At 59.0% G+C, this 15,741-nt stretch carries 18 protein-coding genes; 9 read left to right on the top strand and 9 right to left on the bottom strand.

What is annotated here, in order from left to right:
- Positions 1-44: 44 nt before the first annotated feature.
- From NW828_RS00090 to NW828_RS00080, 3 genes are all read right to left on the bottom strand, one after another.
- On the bottom strand, positions 45-1,145 hold the full coding sequence (locus tag NW828_RS00090; protein WP_414380801.1) for a serine hydrolase: 1,101 nt from the start codon (positions 1,143-1,145) through the stop codon (positions 45-47).
- Positions 1,146-1,725: 580 nt separating this feature from the next.
- The gene (locus NW828_RS00085) at positions 1,726-2,883 is read right to left on the bottom strand and encodes a histidine kinase (RefSeq protein ID WP_414380800.1); all 1,158 of its coding nucleotides are present in this window, start codon (positions 2,881-2,883) and stop codon (positions 1,726-1,728) included.
- A gap of 226 nt (positions 2,884-3,109) precedes the next feature.
- Complete coding sequence (locus tag NW828_RS00080; protein WP_414352125.1) at positions 3,110-3,292, bottom strand: DUF3285 domain-containing protein; 183 nt, start codon at positions 3,290-3,292, stop codon at positions 3,110-3,112.
- A 168-nt stretch (positions 3,293-3,460) separates the two neighbouring features.
- Here NW828_RS00080 and NW828_RS00075 point away from each other — a divergent pair, with 168 nt between their 5' ends.
- Positions 3,461-4,111 carry an ABC transporter ATP-binding protein gene (locus NW828_RS00075; RefSeq protein WP_011433492.1) on the top strand — a complete coding sequence of 217 codons (651 nt, stop codon included), beginning with the start codon at positions 3,461-3,463 and terminating at the stop codon, positions 4,109-4,111.
- Here NW828_RS00075 and NW828_RS00070 read toward each other — a convergent pair.
- Positions 4,102-5,217, bottom strand: a complete 1,116-nt coding sequence (locus tag NW828_RS00070; RefSeq protein ID WP_414380799.1) for a murein hydrolase activator EnvC family protein — start codon at positions 5,215-5,217, stop codon at positions 4,102-4,104. The genes NW828_RS00075 and NW828_RS00070 overlap by 10 nt on opposite strands.
- Positions 5,218-5,903: 686 nt before the next feature.
- Between NW828_RS00070 and eda the strand changes: the two genes are divergently transcribed.
- The 3 genes from eda to NW828_RS00055 are packed head-to-tail and all read left to right on the top strand — an operon-like array spanning position 5,904 to position 7,663.
- A complete protein-coding gene (eda, locus tag NW828_RS00065) occupies positions 5,904-6,617 on the top strand; it encodes a bifunctional 4-hydroxy-2-oxoglutarate aldolase/2-dehydro-3-deoxy-phosphogluconate aldolase (protein WP_414380798.1) in 714 nt (237 codons plus the stop codon).
- Between the two features lie 25 nt (positions 6,618-6,642).
- On the top strand, positions 6,643-7,134 hold the full coding sequence (gene ybeY, locus NW828_RS00060; RefSeq protein ID WP_414380797.1) for an rRNA maturation RNase YbeY: 492 nt from the start codon (positions 6,643-6,645) through the stop codon (positions 7,132-7,134).
- A complete protein-coding gene (locus NW828_RS00055) occupies positions 7,118-7,663 on the top strand; it encodes a diacylglycerol kinase family protein (protein WP_414329599.1) in 546 nt (181 codons plus the stop codon). Before ybeY ends, NW828_RS00055 begins: the two co-directional genes overlap by 17 nt.
- A gap of 24 nt (positions 7,664-7,687) precedes the next feature.
- Here the strand turns inward: NW828_RS00055 and thrB are convergent, their stop codons facing one another.
- A complete protein-coding gene (gene thrB / locus NW828_RS00050) occupies positions 7,688-8,614 on the bottom strand; it encodes a homoserine kinase (RefSeq protein WP_011433497.1) in 927 nt (308 codons plus the stop codon).
- 301 nt (positions 8,615-8,915) lie between these two features.
- On the opposite strand from thrB, the gene NW828_RS00045 reads away from it, so the two are divergent.
- Complete coding sequence (locus tag NW828_RS00045) at positions 8,916-10,151, top strand: anion transporter (RefSeq protein WP_414380796.1); 1,236 nt, start codon at positions 8,916-8,918, stop codon at positions 10,149-10,151.
- An 84-nt stretch (positions 10,152-10,235) separates the two neighbouring features.
- Positions 10,236-10,964 (top strand): SDR family oxidoreductase, encoded by a 729-nt coding sequence (locus NW828_RS00040; protein WP_414380795.1) that lies wholly within the window; start codon positions 10,236-10,238, stop codon positions 10,962-10,964.
- 97 nt (positions 10,965-11,061) lie between these two features.
- Here NW828_RS00040 and NW828_RS00035 read toward each other — a convergent pair whose 3' ends face one another.
- The 4 genes from NW828_RS00035 to NW828_RS00020 form a co-directional block, all read right to left on the bottom strand.
- A complete protein-coding gene (locus NW828_RS00035) occupies positions 11,062-11,262 on the bottom strand; it encodes a hypothetical protein (protein WP_414380794.1) in 201 nt (66 codons plus the stop codon).
- Between the two features lie 67 nt (positions 11,263-11,329).
- Positions 11,330-12,547 carry an RNA-guided endonuclease InsQ/TnpB family protein gene (locus NW828_RS00030; protein WP_414380872.1) on the bottom strand — a complete coding sequence of 406 codons (1,218 nt, stop codon included), beginning with the start codon at positions 12,545-12,547 and terminating at the stop codon, positions 11,330-11,332.
- 103 nt (positions 12,548-12,650) lie between these two features.
- Entirely contained in the window at positions 12,651-13,454 is an 804-nt protein-coding gene (locus NW828_RS00025; protein WP_414380793.1) for a hypothetical protein, read from the bottom strand.
- 57 nt (positions 13,455-13,511) lie between these two features.
- Positions 13,512-13,790, bottom strand: coding sequence for a hypothetical protein (locus NW828_RS00020; RefSeq protein ID WP_414380792.1), 279 nt, complete (start codon positions 13,788-13,790; stop codon positions 13,512-13,514).
- A gap of 79 nt (positions 13,791-13,869) precedes the next feature.
- Between NW828_RS00020 and cobU the strand changes: the two genes are divergently transcribed.
- The 3 genes from cobU to NW828_RS00005 are packed head-to-tail and all read left to right on the top strand — an operon-like array spanning position 13,870 to position 15,483.
- A complete protein-coding gene (gene cobU / locus NW828_RS00015; RefSeq protein WP_414331153.1) occupies positions 13,870-14,427 on the top strand; it encodes a bifunctional adenosylcobinamide kinase/adenosylcobinamide-phosphate guanylyltransferase in 558 nt (185 codons plus the stop codon).
- A 37-nt stretch (positions 14,428-14,464) separates the two neighbouring features.
- Positions 14,465-14,944, top strand: coding sequence for a CRR6 family NdhI maturation factor (locus tag NW828_RS00010; RefSeq protein ID WP_011432033.1), 480 nt, complete (start codon positions 14,465-14,467; stop codon positions 14,942-14,944).
- Positions 14,926-15,483, top strand: a complete 558-nt coding sequence (locus tag NW828_RS00005) for a hypothetical protein (protein ID WP_414380791.1) — start codon at positions 14,926-14,928, stop codon at positions 15,481-15,483. Before NW828_RS00010 ends, NW828_RS00005 begins: the two co-directional genes overlap by 19 nt.
- The last annotated feature ends 258 nt before the right edge of the window (positions 15,484-15,741 follow it).

The raw sequence follows: 15,741 nt of genomic DNA, 5'->3' as shown, positions 1-15,741 counted from the left end.
TAAGCGTTGCGTAGCAATATGGAAAGATTTGCGGAGTGGGGGACTCAGGGTTGCGGGCTGCCGGTGGTGTCTGTTCGGGATGGCGGGGCGGATCCAGGAGCAGACCAGAACTCGTAGGCTGCTTGCGACAGGCTGGCGATCAGCTCTTCAGCTCTGGGGTCGTTGGGGGTTTCTCGCTTCACCCACACCGCCGCCACATAGCGCCGCCCGTTGGGTAAATCCAGGATCCCAGCATCCCCCACCACGGAGCTCAAGGTTCCCGTTTTGTGGGCAATGCGCACCTCTTGACCCAAGTTGGGCCGGAAATAGGAGGGCCGTTGGGTCCGCCAGAGAATGTCCAGAAAACGGTCGCGGCTGCGGCGGCTGAGCATGCGCCCCTGTTCCACCTGGCTGAGCAGCCAAACCATGTCGCGCGGGCTGCTGGTGTTGGTGCCCTCCAGATCCGGTAGCCACCATGAAATTTGCGTGTGTTGTAGCCCCCACTGGCGAAATTTTTGGTTGAGAGCCTCCTGTCCACCCAGGCGATCGATGATCAGATTGGTGGCGAAGTTGTCGCTGAGGGTGATCATCAGGGTGGCCGCTTCCAAAGCAGAAACCTGGGATCCGAGGGGTCGGGTTTGCAACACACCAGCTCCCCCTCCCTTGAGATCTTCCCGCAGAGTGAGCTGTTCATCCAGCCGCACCTGTCCGGTTTCCACAGCCTGGAAAAAAGCCAAGAGAATGGGGATCTTGATCACGCTGGCGGCAGGAAAAGCCTGATCCGGCCTAACCCCAGCAAAGGCGCCGGTTTCCACCTCCCAGAACAGAGCCCCTGCCGTCAAGCCCGGTTGGTCGGCCAAAGCGGCCAAGCGCTCCTGCAAAGCCGGGATCGCTTCTCCCCGCAGAATGTCACTTGGCAATGCCGGCGGGGGAGGATCCCCAAGCTGCGTCGTGGCCTGTTCTATCCGGCCAGCGGTGGTCGATTGCAGCAGTTGCGAGAGGCCCGCCATCGTCAGGCCCAGGATGAGACTTAAGCTTAATCCCCTGAGCAACACTTGCCCGAGAGAGGGAGAACGTCTCAAGCGGCGAGGCCGGGCAGCCCGTTGGCGCAGACGAGCAATGGCTTTCTGGCGGGCAAGACGCAGCGGTTGAGGACGGGAAACCAATAGGGATCCCCTGGGGGCAGGAAGCAGGCGACCAGATCCCGTTCGCAGCTTTGACTCCGCCGGAGGTGGGACGGTATCCTTGGCAGGTTGTGAGGGGCGGCGGGGATCCCGAGACTTCTCTCGCAAAGGCCTACGGCCCGCTAGCGCGGATGGATCGGTGCCTTTCCTCTCCCTTGCTCTGGTCATAAGAACGATTGCCTTAACACCATACTTCTGACAGACACTGCTGGCAGTTTCACCGACTCCACTCCGGTGAGCTTGGCTTAATTAAACCCACATTAAACCCACAAATTGGCCAACCTGCCCTGACCTAGATTGCAAAACGCCCATCAAACCGTCCTCGCGACACGAAGCCTAGCAACAACCCCGCCAAAGGCAGGATGAGTCCCTGTTGCCAGAGCATCCACTCGGAGTCGTTTTAAAAACTTAGGTTGATCCGTGACCCCCCTTTCCCTCTGGAAGAGGGGCTGGGAATAGTCGCGGAAGCGGCGCGGAGCGCTTTTGCCAAGTCCAGGAAAACCGTCAGATCTGTTCTCTCTGAGGGGGCTCACACCCACACCCATGGGGAGCCAGCTCCCGGCTAGCCCTTGCAGAGCCGATACACGGGCAAAGTGAAATGAAAGCTGCTGCCTTTGCCCAAGGAAGACTCCACCCAAATCTGGCCGTAGTGAGCGCGCACGATCCGTCGGCAGAGGGAAAGGCCGATGCCATAGCCCTCCTGCTGTTGATCCCGGGACAGACGGACAGAATCGGAGAAGATGCTCTCTTGGTCGGCTTCCGGGATCCCAGGGCCAGTATCGCTGACGGTCACCTGCACCTTTTGGCTGGTGCGATGGAGGACATCGAGGCGGATGGATCCCTCGGCGGGGGTGTACTTGATGGCGTTGTCCAGCAGGTTGAACAGAACTTGGCGGATCTTGTCGGGATCCACGTGAACGGAGGGCAGATCCACGGGAATATCCGCTTGAAACTGCAGCCGCTTGCCTTGAATGCGCGGCCACAGCTCCTCGATCACCGACTGACACAGAGTGGGCAACTGGGTTTCTACGGCTCGAATTCTCAGCTCCGAGGCAGCGCCGCGGGCCGACTCCAGGATATCGGTGATCATGCTGTCCATCTTGCGCAGTTGCTGGCGGGCATGGTCGAACAACTGCCGTTCCAGCGCTTTGTCCAGGGATCCCTCGCGCCCCTGCTGCAGGGTTTCGACCGCCAGAGCCGTGGCCGTCAGGGGACTGCGCAAATCATGCACCAGCATGGCCAGAACGCGATCTTTGAAGTCCAACTGCTCCCGCAATTGGGCCCGCTCCTGCCGCAGCAAAAACACCTCTTCCGACATTTGCAACAGTGCCTCAGTGGTTGGAGGGGAGGTGGGATGCCGTCCTGCCCCCTCTTGTTCGCGGAAGCGGACCGTAGGTCCATGGGAAGCCAAAGCCGCCTGGCCTTGCCAACGGGGCCACCACACTTCCAACTGCGTCGCCAAGTCTTCGCCTGCCAAAACCTGAGCAGGCAAGGGTTCAGCCTTGACCAGAGCCGGGGTCACTACCAGCTTGTAATGCTCCGCCAGGTAGGGGTGCTCCTCCAGCGGCACCACTTCCAGTTGGGCAGGGTATTGGCCGGGCAACCCCTGGATGTGCTGGCGCAGATGTTCCTCAAGTTCGGCAACGACAGCTCGACTCTTGGCAAACAACAGCAGGCGAATGACAGAACGAGCGGAGGTGAGGTCTGGCGAAGTTTGCATAGGCCAAAATCCAAAAGCCAAAGGTTGGCGTTTCAGCAGCCGGGATTGCCGTGCGCTCGAACCGTAGGAGCCATTGCTGCTTGTTCCTTCCTAACACTAACCTTGGGAAAAGCTTAAAAAGGGACATGGAGTGTAACAAGAAAGACCCCTCAGCGTGTATCTTTCCCGGCCGAGGAACAGCCGCAGGAGAGTATGGCCAGAACCCGCCCACGGAACTTAACAGAACTTAGTGAAACAGGTAGGCCAGCCCCACCAGCAGGGCCACCAACCCCACCGCTGTCAGGGTGAAGTGAAGCAGGGAAGTCTTGCCTTTGCGCACCATGTTGCGCATGGCCAGGCGGGTGTAACTCAGCTGGGGGGGGGATCCCGCCCCAACCGAAGGAGAATCTGCAGAAGAAGGCTGCGCCATCAGGATAACCAGAGCGATAATTTACCCTACCTTCAGGCTAGCTTAATCTGCTCCTCCCGATAGAGGTGTTTCCCAAGCTTCGACCTTCCCGCTGAAGAAGGGCCATAGCTGTCGCGCGGGGATCTTCCGGTGCCAAAATAACGACAGCATCCCCCTCTTTTGCCCCCCATGTTGCAAGTTCAGCATCTTTCCTACCATCCGGCAGGCGTTTCCCAGCCCATTCTCAACGATCTTTCCTTTGAGTTGGGCCTGAACCAGTTGGGGCTGATCGTGGGCAAAAGTGGGGCGGGCAAGAGCACCCTGCTGGAGATTTTGGCTGGCTTGGCGCGGCCCACCCAAGGACGGATTACCTGGGGAGGGGCAGAACTTTCCCCCAACCGCTTGCGCAGCATGGCGGGGTTGGTGTTTCAGTTTCCAGAGCGCCACTTTTGCGGCTTGACGGTGCTGGAGGAAATGCGCTTTGGTTATCCAGAGCTACAGAGAAAAGAGATCGAAAACGCCCTCAGACAGGTGGGATTGGAAGGGATCCCTCTACATACCTCCCCAAACCGCCTCAGCGGCGGGCAACAGCGGCGCTTGGCCCTGGCCGTCCAGTTGATCCGTGGCCCGTTTTTGCTGTTGCTGGATGAGCCGACGGCAGGATTGGATTGGTCGGTGCGACGGCAGTTGATCGAGCTGTTGGCTCGGCTAAAGTCCACCTGGACGGTGTTGGTGGTTTCCCACGACCCGGAAGAGCTGTCCTCCATTGCCGATGTGCGGTGGACATTGCAGGCGGGATCCCTGAAGCTGTTGCCGACGGAGGCTTTGCTTCACAGGTAGCGGCGGGGATCCACCGGTTGGCCGTTGACGCGCACTTCAAAGTGAACATGGGGCCCGGTGGAGAGGCCGGTGGAGCCGGAAGCAGCAATTGCTTGCCCCCGCTGTACCTGCTGGCCTACCCCAACGGCAACGCGGCTGTTGTGGGCGTACAGGGTGGTGATGCCGCCCCCGTGATTCACAATCACCGTGTAGCCATAGCCGCCGTACCAGCCGGCGTAGATGACGGTGCCCCGGTCGGAGGCTCTCACCGCAGTGCCGGTGGGCACACCAAAATCGATCCCCGCATGAAAGCGGCGACTGCGGTAGATGGGGTGAACCCGCCAGCCAAAGCCACTGGTGATCGGCCCGCGCACCGGAGCGATGAATCGGCCCGTCCCTTGAACGGGATCCCTGCCCCCCTGCTGTTGGGCCTGCTGGGCGATCAGTTGCTGGATGAGGAGAGTCAACTGTTGGGAATCGGCTTCCAGCCGCCGTTGGGCTGCTTCATAGGCCGCGCGTTCGTTGGCCAAGCGGCTCAACAGCTGCTCTTGGGCGACCGCCTGCTGCTGCAGTTGGTTCTTCTGGGCGGCCAGCTCCTGCAAAATCAAAGAGATCTCGTTGCGCTGCATCTCCAGAGCAATGCGCTGTTGATCCACCTCCTTGGCCATTGCTTGCAGCTCTTGGATCAACTGCCGATCCGCCTCGATCAACAGTTGCAGTTGGTGGCGGCGGTCGAAAAACTCGTTCAAGTCACGGCTGGTGAGCAGCAAAGCCCACCAATGTTCGGCCCCCTGTCGCTGCATGTAGCGCAAACGGGCCGCCGTGCCCTGTTGCTGCCGTCTCAGGCGGTCTTCCAGCTCCTGCAGCTCCCTTTGAGCTTGCTCCAGGGCTTTCTGGGCTTGTTCCAGACGATACTGATTGTCGCGAAGGCTGGATTCGGTCTGTCGAAGGTTTTGCTGCAGGGATCCCATGCGGCGGCGGGCTTCTTCTTCTGCTTGGCGCAGTTCTCCCAAGCGGCGCTGAGTGCTCTGGATTTGTTGCTGGATCTGCTGCTGCCGCTGTTGCAATTGGTTGACATTCTGCGCCTGAGACGGGGCACCCCCCCACAGCAGCAAGAGGGTGAGCAATCCGAGCGCTATCCACCCTTTTAGCCTGTGTGCCCCACGACTGAGACTCGTCACTCCTCACACCCTCTGCGACTGACCCATCGACCCTAAGGATACAAAGATCCCCACGGATCTGAATCGGGCCTGAGCTGGCTATTTAGGGCTACTCCGAACAGCAACAGAAGAGCCAGACAGTAGCGACTCCACCTCCGGATCCCACAGGCCTGACGGCATGCAACTCAAGCGGCAGCAACCTCAACGGACTAGAAAAACTAGGAAATGACGATAAACTGGCCGCTCACCTGCTGGCAAACCTCACGCTTAGAAGGCCAACCAAAAAGTTGCCTCATACAGACGGGATACCTTGCGGCACCTTTGGTTTGAGGAATCTTCCTCCTCTTCTCTGCTGAGTTCAGCACCGGTTAGGGAGACAACAAGGCCAGAGCAGGAACCAGCAACGCCGTGAAAAGCTGGGAAAAGCAAACACTCCGGCAAAGGCCACGAACGCGCAAACAGTTGCCCCTATAAAACACCGGCTTTGCTTGTTCCTGAGTCATCTGCTAGGCTTTCCCTTGAAAGAAAAGACGTTTAGGCTTTATGGTTTGTCATTATTTCATTGGCAGGCTGACTTTTTCGTTTTTGGATTGCAATTAAACTTAAGCTAAACCCAAGCAACTGCAAAACACTGAGCGGGTATTTTCCTACAGATGGCATTCGAGGATGCTGAGTGCAGTTTCAGAAAAGGGTCACAGCACCCCTGGTTACTCCATCTGTGGCAGCAGCCGCTGATTGCCGTGATCCGCCTCTGGGCCAGCCCAGCCCAAGCTCTCGAGGGAGCCATGCTGGCCATCCGAGCCGGGATCCGCCACATTGAAATCACCACGCAAGTTCCCCAATATCTGGAGCTGATTGCCCAACTGCGACAAGACCACCCGCAGTGTTGGATAGGGGTGGGCACTGTTCTCGATCGGCAGGTGGCGGAGCAGGCTTGGCAGGCAGGAGCCCAGTTTTGCGTTTGCCCCTTAACCGATGAGCAAGTTATCCGCTGGGGTCGGGAGGTGGGGCTGCCCATCGTGCCCGGTGCCCTCACCCCCAGCGAGATCTGGAGGGCGTGGCAGGCGGGGGCAACGGCAGTAAAGGTGTTTCCGGTGGAGAGCATGGGGGGATCCCGCTACCTGCGCCATCTACAATCGGTGCTGGGATCCCTGCCGTTGATCCCCACCGGGGGAGTCACCTTGGCCAAGGCAGCGGAATACCTGCAAGCAGGGGCCTGGGCGGTCGGCGTTGCCGGGGATCTGTTCCCGACAGAGGATTTGGACTCAGGCTGCCATCTGTTGGAGAATCGACTGCGACAGGTGCTGCAGCAGCTTGCGGAGCAGAGAAACAAAACCTGGCCCAATCCGGGCAAACTAGTAGAATAGGGGGCGTGGTGTGAGTGAGGCCCGCATGGATGGATCTCTAGATCTCTATCTGCAATTCAACCTCCCCAGCCCGGTTGAAGAAGCCACTTGGCGTCATTGGTTTGAGATCTGGCTGAAAGAGCTGGGAGTCCAGGAGCCATGCGAGCTCAGCCTTTGCCTCACTTCCGATGAGCACATCCGCCAGCTCAACCGCGAGTTTCGCCACCTCGACGAGCCTACCGACGTGCTGGCCTTTGCCGCACAGGAGATGCTTGCCCCCTTTGGGATCCAAGACATAACGGGGGTACGCCTACTGGGGGATATTGTGATTTCGGTGCCCACCGCCCGCGCACAGGCCAAAGCGCAGGGGCATCGTCTCTCGCAAGAGTTGGCCTGGTTGGCCAGCCACGGGTTGCTCCATCTGCTGGGGTGGGATCACCCAGATGAACTGTCCCTGCAGCGCATGTTGCAGCAACAGCGACAGTTGCTTGCCGCCATCCAACTGGATGGGGAGGTGGCCCATGGCCAACAGCCCTAGTCGGTTGCCGGAGCGTTCTCGCCTGGCGGTGTTCCGGCGGCGCGTCCATTCCAGAGACCCAGCGCAGCCATCTGAGGCGGATCGGGCAGCCAGTGCCGAGCCTTTGGGAAGGGATCCCTGGCGACGCCCCCCCTCTTGGCAAGTGGCCGACAACTTGGGCAAAAGTTTCTACTACGCGGGCAAGGGCTTGGTCTATGCCATCCGCACCCAGCGCAACTTGCGCATTCACATGGTGATGGCGGTGATGGCCTTTGGCCTTGGGCTGGGCCTGCAGCTGAGCGCCCTGGAAATGGCCGTGATTAGCCTAACCAGCGGTTTGGTGATGGCGCTGGAGCTGGTGAATACCGCTCTGGAAGCAGTGGTGGATCTCACCCTGGGCAGCAAGTACCATCTCCTGGCCGAGATCGCCAAAGATTGCGCGGCGGCAGCGGTGTTGATGGCGGCAGTGGCGTCCTTGATGGTGGCGGCTTGGCTATTTCTTCCGCCCTTGGTGTTGCTGCTGCAAGATGGCTTCCCGGCAGCAGGGTAGCTCCCCGACTGGAGAGGGAGTTTCCTATCCAGACGGCTGGGAGTGGATCACCACCCGTCCTCCCTGCCGGTCCAGGTTGAGCAGTTTGGCCTCCGCTTCAATATCCAACTGCGCCCAAGCGCTGACCATCGCGGATCCCACCCGTTCCCGATTCTCGGGAGCACAGAGGGCCAGAAGAGTGGGGCCGGCTCCGCTGATCACCACCCCATAGGCTCCGGCAGCCATGGCTGCAGCTTGAACCGTTTTGAACCCAGTGATCAGCTCCATACGCGCCGGCTGGTGCAGCCGATCCTGCAGAGCCACCTTCAGCCAGTCCACCCGCCCCGACTGCAAGCTGCGAATGAGCAGGCCCAGATGGCTGCTGGAAAAAACCGCATCCGCCAAGCTGACGGATTTGGGCAGGATCTCGCGGGCCGCTTGGGTGGAAAGCTTAAAGTTGGGCACTACGGCCAGGATGCCAATGCTCTCATGCCACTCCACGGGACAAAACACCCATTGCCCCTGCTGTCCCTGCACACAAAGCTGACAACTGCCCTGCAGGGCGGGCACCACATTGTCTGGGTGGCCCTCCAAGGCAATAGCCAGTTGTAGAAGGGTTTCGGGAGCTAAGTTGAGTGCTCCAATGGCATTGGCCCCCAGTAAGCCGCCGACAATGGCGGTGGCAGAACTGCCCAACCCCCGCGCCAGGGGCACGTTGAGGGTAATTTCGATTTCTACCCCCGGCACAGGCTTACTCAGCAACTCAAAGGCGCGGCAAAAAGCCCGGTACACCAGGTTGTCCTTGCTCTGGCTGATGTGGTCGCTGCCGCGGTAGTGGATGCTGAGGCCGGAAGGGATCTCGCGAAAATAGAAGTGATTGTAGAGCTCTAGGGCTGCACCGATGCAGTCGAACCCTGGCCCCAAATTGGCGGTGGTGGCCGGGACGATGACCTCTACGCGTTCTTTGACCAAGGGGACAACTCCTCAGTGAACGGTGGGTAACTCAATGTCTGCGGGCTCCCATTATCCTACGAACGATGGCCAGACCTTGGATATTCTCGCCACCTCTGCTCGGTCTGCAGCTCGCCGAGGCAAACGCGCTGATCCAGCGGAGCTTTTGGACTATCCCGAAAGGTTTCTGACCATGATTGGTTCTTGTGACTTATTTGTGACTTCATTGAGTATCGGGAATGTTGGGCCTGTTTCAACTCCAGCCTTTGCCATTGGCTGAACCCATCAGGGATCCTGAAAGAAGTGCGGGAGGGATCGGGGGGTGCAGGGGCTGTCTTGGTTGGTGTTGGGTTTGAGCTATGTCGGGTTGGGACTGGGATCCCTGCCTAGGTTGCGTATGAACCGGGCCACCATCGCCCTGGTGGGATCCGCCCTGTTGATTGGCTTGGGGACCTTGTCGCTACGGCAGGCTTGGGAAGCCATTGACCCGACCACGATTGTGTTTCTCCTGAGCATGATGGTGGTAAATGCCAGCTTGTCCTATGGGGGGGCTTTTCAGTTGGCTTTGCTGGGCTTGATTCGGGTGAGCCGCAGCCCCTTTGGTCTGTTGATCATGCTGGTGTTCGGCAGCGGGCTGCTCTCGGCTTTCCTGCTCAACGACACGCTGGCGCTGGTGTTTACTCCCCTGACTTTGCAGGTCACAACGGTGCTGGGGTTAAACCCGATTCCCTATCTGCTGGGCTTGGCGGCAGCCACCAACCTGGGATCCGTCGCCACCCTGAGCGGCAACCCGCAGAATATCCTGATCGGCTCCTTCTCTGGGATCGGCTATCTGGAGTTTGCTGCCCAGATGACCCCCATTGCCGTGGTAGGGCTGCTGCTGGAAGTGGGGTTGCTGTGGCTGTACTACCCTGAGGTGCGCTCGTTGAAACCCTTTGCCCAGGTGCCTTGGCTACCGCTGCGGCTCTATCCGCCCCTGTTGCGCAAGAGCGTGGTGATTACGGGGGGGCTGTTTGTGGCCTTTGTAGCCGGACTTCCCTTGGCAGAATCGGCTTTGGTGGCGGCGGCCCTGTTGTTGATTACCCGTAGGCTGAAGCCAGAGCGATTTTTGGAGCAGGTGGACTGGAATCTGCTGGTGATGTTTTCCGGGCTATTTATCCTGACGCGGGCAACGGGAGAGCTGGTCACTGCTTGGGGGATGAGCTTGGGATCCTTGGCGGAGAGTCTGGCGGGATCCCCTCTTGCCCTGCTGAGTAGTGTGGCCGTTTTATCCAACCTCATCTCCAATGTGCCGGCAGTGCTGTTGCTGCAATCGTTCCTGCCCCGACAGGAGACCACCGCTTGGCTGTTGCTGGCTGCTGGCTCCACTTTGGCAGGCAATTTGACACTATTTGGGGCGGTGGCCAATCTGATCACAGTCGAGGCAGCGGCCAAAAAAGGCTACGTGCTCTCGTTTGGAGAACATCTGCGCTTTGGCCTGCCCCTCACTCTCCTAACCCTGGGGTTCAGTGGGTTGTGGCTGTACCAGCCTTTCCTGTCTTCTCCACCGCTCAGATGACCTCTGTCGAGGGATCCAGTGGGGCTGTGACTGGCTTGTCGGGATCCCTGTGTATGATGGGAAAAAGAGTTTAAGAAACGTAACGTGTCTTCTCCGCTATCGCAGGCAGTTATTTTGATCACAGGGGCAACAGGGGGTATCGGCAGCGTCCTGGTGCCCATGCTGGCTCAGGCCGGATCCCATCTGGTGTTGGCCGCTCGGCGAGAAGAGCCCCTGCGAGCTCTGGTGGAGAAATCAGCCTCTTTGGGGGCTGCCTCTGGATTGGGGATCCCCACTGATGTGACGGACTATGCCCAGGTAGAGGCACTGGTCAACCAAACGGTGCAAAAGCATGGGCGCATTGACGTGCTGATTAACCTGGCCGGGGCCGGGATCCTGAAGCCTGCTCACCAGCTAACCCCCGCAGACCTGGAGCGAATGCTGGCGGTCAACCTGAAGGGCAGCTTCTACACCAGCCAACTGGCTGCCAACCCCATGCGGGAGCAAAAATCCGGCCACATCCTCAATTTTCCCGGCGTCCTTGGACGTCATCCCATGGCGATGGCCTCTGCTTACTGTGCGGCCAAGTTTGGGGTGGTCGGGTTTAGCAAGTGCATGGCCGATGAGCTGAAGCGCTTTGGGGTCAGATTTACGCTGTTTTACTTCGGGGGCATCGACTCACCCTTCTGGGATCCCATCAGCCTGAAGGTGCAACGAGACAAGATGCTCAGCCCTGCCACGGCTGCGGAAGCCATCTGCTTTGCCCTTACAGCGCCCGCTGGTGCTGTACCGAGCGAGATAGTGTTGCAGCCGGAAAGCCACCAATTCCTTTGACCAAGTGTTTTGCCGTCCTTTTGCTGGGGTTGAGGCGGCAGCAGCTTGTCTTTTGGTGAAACAAGCGCTCGAGTTTCTCTCTTGGGCTCCCCCCGTCTCAATCTTGCTCTCTGCAGCCCAAAGCGCCAGCAGGGATCCTCATTTCTTGGCGGCAACGTTGGATCAGATCTCCCGACACCCCCACCAACCGTCCTAGCCATTCGTCCGGCACAGAAGCAAGCAACGCCGGCCCAAACTGCTGATGAAGATGCTGCCAGAGAAGGGTAGCCCGCCGCCGGCTGGGGTAAGCCTCTGTCAACTTTTGCAGGATCTCGGTGCTGCGAGCGCGACGACGATAGCCCCAGTAAACTACCCGGCTCCGACCGCTAAGCGGTACGGAGCGGGCTTTCAGTAGCCCTGAGCCTGCTCTGCTCTACCAGAGAACAAAACAGGCCCGAACCTCTAGGCTGGTTTACGACAGCCCCCAAGAGCGCAATCACATTCGCACCATTCAAATCCGCATCCCCTTCCCATCCACAGTGCCCACACTTGAACGACTTACCACTGCGGTAGGATTGCGCAGGATCGGGATGGATGTGTAAACACTTGTGACAGGTCTGCGACGTGTAAGCAGGCGGCACAAGAACCAGAGAAACCCCTGCAACCCTCGCCTTGTACTCCAGAAACTGGCGTAGTTGGTAGAACGCCCAACTGTTGGTCCTACGCCGCTCGGCTTTGCTGCGGGGTTGTTGATTGACCCTTTCCCGGATCCCTGTCAGGTCTTCCAGAGCAATAGCGCTGTTTGTGACCTTTGCCCTAGAGACAATAGCTTTGGAGATGCGATGATTGACCCACGCCTGAAAGCGCCTCTCCTTGCCAGACAGCCGTTGCAACAGTTCTCTGCATCTACGCCGCGAACTGCGTGTGCCCTTACTGGCTTTGCGTTGGAGTACCGCCCTCAGCTTGGAGTAGCGGTCGCGGACTCTGTTCAACTGCTGTCCATTCCAATTGTCCCCGTCTGACGTATGGGCAATATCCGTCCTCCCCAAGTCCACCCCGATCACCTTGTCGGTATCTTGTTGTTTGGGTGTTTTTTCCTCTACGCAAATCTGGATGTAGTAGGAGCCATCTTTGCGCTTGACCAGGGTGGCAGCTTTTGGGTTGGAACCAGCCAGCATCCCACGCTGGTAGTTGCCAATGGCCAGTTCAAAGCGTTCTCTCCCTTCCACCGTGGTCAGCGACACCGTCCAGTCTTTTTGACGGAACGAAAAGATGCGAGCGTCGTAGGTAACAAAGCCGCTCTTAAACTCCTTGACGGGACGCTTTTTCTGCTTAGCCACTTTGCGGGAACCCGCTACCCGTCTGCACACCTGTTGGTCGCGTAAGCGGGACGTAGTCCTTGCCAAGTTACTGGACAAGCCAAACCGGGCTCGAATCTCGTAGTAGCAAAGGGATTGGAGTTTGACTGCGTTGACGATCTTCTCCGGCGTGTTCTGGTTGACCCAGTTCAACGCCTGCACAAAGGCATCCATTGTCGCATCCAACTTTGCGGCTTGCGACTGGGACGCCTTGAGCTTGCAGGATACGGTCAGGACTTGGGTCATAAGTTCATTGTACTTCATCAAAGCGCATTCCTCCCGGCACTGACCCTACGGGTACAGTGCGGGGCTCCTGCGATTTCTAGCTGAAGCTAAAGGAAGAGGGGTGTTACGGCGGCACTGGGATCCCACTGGCTCCCACTCGGTGGCGGCGGCTGGGGTAATCAGCCAAACTCAGGGACAGGGATCGGGATCCGGCTAGGCTCGAGGCTGGGATGCGGATGGTTCCCTGGAAGACTTGGCTATTGGGGGGCAGCTCCCCCGGCAAACCCTGGGTGAGCGCGTTGATTGACCGTCCATTGTCGTCAGTAATGTTCAGGAAGCTATAGAGAAAGCGCACCGTCTCTGCCGAGTTGTTTTGCATAGCTACATTCAGAACCACTTGGCTTCCCTCGCGACGAACCGAAAGCACCTGCATAGAGACCTGTCCACTGGCGGCAATTGGTAGGGGGGGCGGAGGTGGTGTGGGCGCCGGCGGGGCAGGAACTCCGTCCTGCTGACGCGGACGGGGAGGTGGAGGAGATGGAGTGGCGGGGCGAGGAGTTGGCGACGGGGCCGCCGCCAATTCAGGAGACAATCTGGGGGTGGGTGTTGGAGTGGGAGTTGCAACCGGCGTGGGTGCTGGGGTAAAGAGGGGGGTGGGAGTTGGGGACGGACGAAGGCTGGCTTCGGCTGCTGCAATTACCTCAGCCTCGTTCAGCAAGGGCACAGTGCGGGGATCCCGAACTTCGCGGGAGCGAGAAGCCTGACCGGAGCCGGTGACAGGAGAAGAAACCCCGGATAGGGCTCGCTGGCCAAATAGGTAGCCCAAGCAAGCGCTCAACACCGTTGTGAAGAGAAATGCGCTCGTCCAAAACAGCACCCCCGAGAATGTGGAGGTGAACTCCTGAGACGGTTTGGCCGGTCTACGCAAAGGCTGTTAACTCCTGCTGCTAGTTCGCTTTCCTATGATACGAAAGTGACAGAGAAGCTAGGGGTTCTCGACCGGGGCAAAGTTTTTGCGTTGTTGCTCATGGGCCTGTAGCGGGGCGCTGTCTAAGTTGGGCAGCCGCTCCCCCAGCCACCAACCCGGATCTTCCCAGCTCAGGGATCCCAGCCATTTCCCGGCCCGATCTGCCAAGACCAAGCCCAACAAAACGGGAGCAGTGGTGATCCCCAGCGCTAGGCTGAGCCAGAGCGGTTGAGCAGATCGAAAAGAGGCCGAAGCAGCCTTTTGTTCAGGCGGAGATATTGGCTTGGGATCTGTCATGGTCGAGCTTTTGAGCCTGAAGTTCAAGTGCGCTGTTGTTAGGTTAATCTCAAACTTCAGTGGATTTCCATTCTACCCAATGGCGATTGTGCTGATCTGTGGCCCTGTGCGCTCTGGCAAAAGCCGGCTGGCAGAGGGTTTGGCTGCGGCTTCGGGCTTGCCGGTTATCTACCTGGCTACCGGGCCGAAACCCGATCCCAAGACGGATCCAGAATGGGCAGAGCGCGTTCAACAGCACCGGCAACGGCGGCCTTCCAGTTGGCAGACTTGGGAAACCGGGAGGGACTTGGGGGCGGAACTGCAAAAGTTGCCCCAGCCCTGTTGTGCGCTGGTGGATTCGCTGGGGGGATGGGTGGCGCAGGGCCTAGACTGTCCCTCTTCAGAATGGGATCCCTTGGTGCAATCCTTCTTGGCAACCTTGCAAAGCCATAGAGGGGAGATCCTCCTGGTGTCTGAAGAAGTGGGCTGGGGGGTGGTGCCCGCTTACCCACTGGGGCGGCGGTTTCGGGATCGGATGGGGGAACTGACCCAAAGGCTGGCTCCCCTGGCCGACCAAGTGTTTTTGGTAACGGCAGGTTTTGCCCTGGATCTCACCCGTCTAGGGATCCCGGTGGCGAGCAAGACAGAGCAGAGCTGAGATAAGCTGCATTTGCAAGCCAGATAGCTGTGTTGCCGTGCCGATTACCCTCTACCTTCCTGCCAAGGCCATTCAAACTCTGGATCTCACCCCCGGCCATGAGCTGGTGAAAACCTTGATGGCCGATCCCGTGCGTGCTGCCCAGCAGGTGCAATGCGCCATCGATTGGCCGCGCAGCCCTGAGGATCCACGGGAGCTGTCCGAGATCCCGGAGGTGCGCCTGTGGTTTATTCGTTGGGATACAGTCTACCCCTGGATGCCCTACTTTCTCAATTGGCGCCAAGGAGAACTCGCCCGTTACGCGGCTATGATGGTGCCCCACCAATTCAACCCTCGGGAGGGTATTGTTTACAACCCAGAAGCGTTGGAGATCTTTGTCTATCAGAAGATCTTTGTGTTGATGCGGTGGTTTAAGCAGCAGAACCTGGGATCCGTCTCCATGCTGCGGGATATGGCTTTGGTGTTTGGCTTCGAGATCCAGCCGGAGTTTCTCGCCCTATGGGAGGCAGAGCCATGAAGGTGATGGTGGCCAACACCTGGCCGGGGATCCCAGGAGCTACGGCAGTGGCCGACGCTTGGCAGCAGGTGGTTCAACGCCCTTGGGGCCGGCTCAGAGTGGATCCCAACCCTTCGGAAGCTCAGCTAAAGGCCCTCTGGCAACAAATCTCCGAGTGGGCAGGAGAAAAAGATCCCCTACTGGTTTTGCCGGGCAGCGTTGCCGATCCCCTGGGGCCAGGCCAAACTTGGGCCGATCTAGCCCATGCGTGGGGGTTTAGCTTGCTGTTGACGTTGCAACGGGAGGCCGCCCTGAGCCAAGCTGCCGCTTTTGCCGCCCTGTTGCGCCAAGCCAAGGCCTGCGGTTTGGGGTGGGTGCTGATTGGATCCCTGCCCGAAACTGGGGATCCCCAGGCTTTGGCAGAGCTGGATGCAGCTTTGATCCCACGCCTGGAAGCCCAAGTAGGAATGCCGGTGTTGGGGAGAATGGCTCTTGATGGGCAGATCCTTTGGGATCCAGATGCCCTGCTGCTCTGCAATGCTGCCCAACCAAGGAACTGAGCGCCACCCACTGATCCCTGCGGCTCGAACCGTTCCTCTTCACTTGGAGGGTAGGCGAAACTTCATTCTTGTTGCTAGGGAAACCACAAAAAAATCCCCCAGACCAAGCTGGGGGATCCACCAATGCTGTTGAAGCGTCAGGTCAGGCCATCAGCCACGCACCGCAGGCGCTACCTCCACTGCCGCCAAATCCAGCGGGAAGTTGTGCGCATTCCGCTCGTGCATCACTTCCATCCCCAGGTTCGCCCGGTTCAGCAC

The sequence above is a fragment of the Synechococcus sp. W55.2 genome (assembly GCF_047461635.1).
Taxonomy (GTDB): domain Bacteria; phylum Cyanobacteriota; class Cyanobacteriia; order Thermostichales; family Thermostichaceae; genus Thermostichus.
This window is presented reverse-complemented; position numbering and strand designations above follow the sequence as displayed.

Excerpts from the sequence above, each read along its gene's own strand:
- NW828_RS00085 (WP_414380800.1), bottom strand. The coding sequence starts at position 2,883 with ATGCAAACTTCGCCAGACCTCACCTCCGCTCGTTCTGTCATTCGCCTG.
- NW828_RS00080 (WP_414352125.1), bottom strand. The coding sequence starts at position 3,292 with ATGGCGCAGCCTTCTTCTGCAGATTCTCCTTCGGTTGGGGCGGGATCC.
- NW828_RS00075 (WP_011433492.1), top strand. The coding sequence starts at position 3,461 with ATGTTGCAAGTTCAGCATCTTTCCTACCATCCGGCAGGCGTTTCCCAG.
- eda (WP_414380798.1), top strand. The coding sequence starts at position 5,904 with ATGGCATTCGAGGATGCTGAGTGCAGTTTCAGAAAAGGGTCACAGCAC.
- ybeY (WP_414380797.1), top strand. The coding sequence starts at position 6,643 with ATGGATGGATCTCTAGATCTCTATCTGCAATTCAACCTCCCCAGCCCG.
- NW828_RS00055 (WP_414329599.1), top strand. The coding sequence starts at position 7,118 with ATGGCCAACAGCCCTAGTCGGTTGCCGGAGCGTTCTCGCCTGGCGGTG.
- NW828_RS00030 (WP_414380872.1), bottom strand. The coding sequence starts at position 12,547 with ATGACCCAAGTCCTGACCGTATCCTGCAAGCTCAAGGCGTCCCAGTCG.
- NW828_RS00020 (WP_414380792.1), bottom strand. The coding sequence starts at position 13,790 with ATGACAGATCCCAAGCCAATATCTCCGCCTGAACAAAAGGCTGCTTCG.
- cobU (WP_414331153.1), top strand. The coding sequence starts at position 13,870 with ATGGCGATTGTGCTGATCTGTGGCCCTGTGCGCTCTGGCAAAAGCCGG.
- NW828_RS00005 (WP_414380791.1), top strand. The coding sequence starts at position 14,926 with ATGGGAGGCAGAGCCATGAAGGTGATGGTGGCCAACACCTGGCCGGGG.